At 75.5% G+C, this 3,526-nt stretch carries 3 protein-coding genes; 2 read left to right on the top strand and 1 reads right to left on the bottom strand.

Translation table 11 applies throughout. The features are described from left to right. Positions 1–1,373 (top strand): TIGR01777 family oxidoreductase (locus HMPREF3105_RS12145; RefSeq protein WP_070709847.1); only part of this gene is annotated, 1,373 nt, incomplete at its 5' end. Positions 1,374–1,419: 46 nt separating this feature from the next. On the opposite strand, the gene HMPREF3105_RS12140 is transcribed toward HMPREF3105_RS12145, so the two are convergent. Beyond that, complete coding sequence (locus HMPREF3105_RS12140; protein WP_060974374.1) at positions 1,420–3,267, bottom strand: glutaminase; 1,848 nt, start codon at positions 3,265–3,267, stop codon at positions 1,420–1,422. A 66-nt stretch (positions 3,268–3,333) separates the two neighbouring features. Between HMPREF3105_RS12140 and HMPREF3105_RS12135 the strand changes: the two genes are divergently transcribed. After that, positions 3,334–3,526 (top strand): hypothetical protein (locus HMPREF3105_RS12135; RefSeq protein ID WP_141762544.1); only part of this gene is annotated, 193 nt, incomplete at its 3' end.

The following is a 3,526-nucleotide window of genomic DNA, read 5'->3' as shown; positions in this document are numbered from 1 at the left end:
TCACCGGCCTGCTGCCGGACGCCGTCGCCTCCCGCCTGCCCGGCGGGGCCGCGCCCGCGGTGCCGTGGCGGGCCCGCCACACGGCCTACGAGGAGGGCCGCATGTTCCGGGACGAGATGGTCTCCGGCCCTCTCGCCTCCTGGCGGCACACGCACCTGCTCGACGACGCTGCGCCCGGTGAGGCGGACACGGCGGACGGCCGGCGGGGCACGGTCGTGACGGACCACATCGAGTACGCCCTGCCGGGGGAGTCCCTGGTGTCCCGCGTGCCCGGTCTGGGCGCCGCGGCCTCGCGCCGCACCCACGAGGCCTTCGAGGCGGAGCTGGGCCGCCAGTTCGCCTATCGGGCCCGCGTGATGGCCGATGACCTGGACTTCCACGCCGCCCATCCCGGCCCCCTCGTCGGCGGGCCGGCTCGCACGGTCGCCGTGACGGGGTCCGGCGGACTGATCGGCCGGCAGCTCTGTGCCCTGCTCACCACCGGCGGCCACCGCGTCATCCGGCTCGTGCGGAGCCCGAAGAAGGCCGGCGCGCTGGACGCGGCGCTGTGGGACCCCGGCCGGGAGACCGTGGACGAGGACGCCCTGGCCGAGGCCGACGTCGTCGTGAACCTGGCGGGCGAGCCCATCGCCGGCCGGTTCTCGGACGCGCACAAGGAGGCCGTGCACGACTCGCGCGTACGCGGCACGCGCACCCTCGTGGACGCGCTCGCCCGGATCGCCGCACGGGAGGGGGACGACGCGCGGGCGCGGGCGCTCGTGAACGGCTCGGCGATCGGGTACTACGGGGCGGACGCGGGCACGGGCCCGTTCGGCAGCGGCCTCGTCGAGGATCTGGAGCCCGGGGACGACTTCCTCGCCGAGGTCGTCGCGGACTGGGAGGCCGAGGCCCGACGCGCCGAGACGTCCGGCATCCGGGTGGCGATGCTGCGGACCGGCGTGGTCCTGAGCCCGGCCGGGGGCATGCTGCAGCAGGTGCTGCCGCTGTTCCTCGCGGGGCTCGGCGGCCCGGTCGCGACCTCGGGCGGGGAGAGCCACGACGGCAGCCCGTGGCTGAGCTGGATCGGCGCGGATGACATCGCGGGGGCCTTCGCCCACGCGGTGCTCGACGACGGCGTCACCGGCCCGGTCAACGCGGTGGCGCCCGAGCCGGTCACGGCGAAGGAGTTCGCCACCGTGCTCGGGCGGGTGCTGCGCCGGCCCGCTCTCATCCCGGTGCCCGAGGCCGGGCCGCGCCTGCTGCTGGGCGAGGAGGGCCGGGTGGAGACCGTCGCGGCGGACCAGAAGGTCGTGGCGGACCGGCTGGTCTCCTCCGGCTACGAGATGCGCGACCCCGAACTGGAGGGCGCGTTGCGCCACGTCCTCGGGCGGTGACGGGGGTGGGGGCAGCGTCCCACGGGGACGCTGCCCCCGCGGGTCGTCAGTCCTGCAGCGCGCCGGTCTCCCGGATGAGCTGGCCCAGCGCGGTGAACGCGTCGCGGGCCAGCGCCTCCCACAGGGCCAGGGCCAGCTGGGGGAAGCCCTCCTGGAGCGCGACCATCACCTGGGCGGTGAGGACTCGCGCCGTGACCGGCCCGCGCGCGCGGACGGTGGAGGGCTGGCGGCCGGGCTGGCCCAGGGCCATCTCGCCGAACGTCATCCCCGGGGTGAGCAGGGTGCGGCGCACGCGGCGGCTGCCCGTGCCCTGACCCGAGAGCTCCACGGTGCCGGAGACGATCACGTAGATGCCGCCGAACGGCTGGCCGGCGCGGCGGATGATCTGGCCGTCCGAGTAGACCCGCTCGTCCATCATGGACTCGAGCAGACGCGCGTCGTCCGCGGAGAGGTGCTGCAGCAGGGGTGCTACGGCCGCCTCCTGGGCGTCCCGCGGCAGCAGGTGGGGGGCGTGCCGGGAGAGCAGCCGCTGCTCGGCCCACTGGGCGGCCCGCGAGCGGGAGTCGAAGAACACGAACTGCGCGCCCTCGGCGGCGGGGTCCACCCCCTCGGCCTCATCCTGCAGCGGCTCGGGCAGATCCACCTCCACGGACTCCTCGACGGCCGCCATCAGCTCCTTCATCTCCGCGGCGTCCCGGTCCACGACGACGACGTCGAGCCCGTTGCCCAGCGCGCGGGCGAACCACTGGGCCACCAGCAGCCGGGCCGGACGGGAGACGGAGCTGACCGAGCGCATGTCCACCACGAGCGTCTCGAGGACCTCCGGCAGACCGCGGCTGACGCGGGCGATCGCGTCCACCTGGCTGAAGCCGAGGTGACCGCCCAGCTCCATCACGTGCACGGTGTCCGCGAACCGCCCCAGCGCCTCGAGGACGACGGCGCTGCGCACCGTGCCCGAGGGCGCCTGATCGATCCGGTAGTGGGTGCGCAGGGCCGCGCGCGGGGAACCGGTGACCACCGACGGGTGCAGCTCGAAGTCCTCGACGATGGTCCGCAGGGCGGCCATCGCCGCGGCGCCGAGCCCGTTCTCGTCTGTCGTGTCCGACTGCAGCGCCAGACCGAGGTGGCCCGGCACCACCACGAGCACCGTGCCGCCGCGCGTGGACGCCCAGCCGGGCTGGCCGACGTCGTACGCCCACCGGGAGTCCCGGGTGTCCATGCCGCAGGAGTCCATCACGGAGAGCACACCGCGGACCGTCTCCTCGCTCAGCACACGGTCCCCGGTGACGGGGTGGACACCGCCGTGCGCGAGGGTGCCGGCGAGCAGGGCGAGGTCCTCCACGGTCACGGCGGCGGCACGCACCGTGGCGATGTCCTCGAGCAGCGTCTCGGGGTCGGCGTCCAGGGTGTCGAGGGACTTCATCAGCCAGGCAGCGGACCGGGTGTGGTGCTGGGCGCGGTTCTCGGCGCGCGCGGCCGACTCCGTGACGGTGACCTCGCGGTCGAACAGGGCGGAGAGCAGCTGCATCATGCGTGCGGTGCGGTCGCGGCCACCGCGGCCTTTCACCAGGGAGGCCGTGGCCACCGCGCCCGCGTTCTGCAGCGGGTTGTGCGGCAGGCCCGTGACGGCGTCCACCTCGACCCGATGGTCCAGGTCGCGCACGGGGGCGGCTCCCACGCGCTCGCCCACCCGCACCGCGCCGAGGTCCTCGAGGGCCTGCGCGTGGAACAGGGGAGAGGCGAGCGTGGCGAGCGGCACGGGCGTCATGGATCCGGAGACGTAGCGGTGCCCGTCCACCAGGAGCATCGCGACGCCCAGCCCGTCCGGGACCTCCCCCTCGCCCGCGTGGGCCGACGTGAGGCGATCGAGGTGCTCCTGGACGGGTGTGGTCATGGGTCACAGCCTAGTCAGTGGGACGGCCCCGGGACAGCGTGGCGGAGGCGGGCACAATGGGTCCCGATGCCCACCCCCGTCGATCCCGTCACCGTCCCCTCCGCCCTCTCCGCCGCCCTCGGCCGCCTCAGCGCCGGCCTGACGTTCGCCGCCGCCCTGCCCGACCTCGGATCGGCGCTGGACGCGCGCGGGGCGGCCGTCGTCGAGGCGCCCCCGGGCACGGGCAAGACCACCGTGGTCCCGCCCGCGCTCGCGGTCC

This window comes from Micrococcus sp. HMSC31B01, assembly GCF_001816085.1.
Lineage (GTDB): Bacteria > Actinomycetota > Actinomycetes > Actinomycetales > Micrococcaceae > Micrococcus > Micrococcus luteus.
Note: the sequence above shows the minus strand (reverse complement) of the source record. Positions and strands in the feature narration are given on the sequence as shown.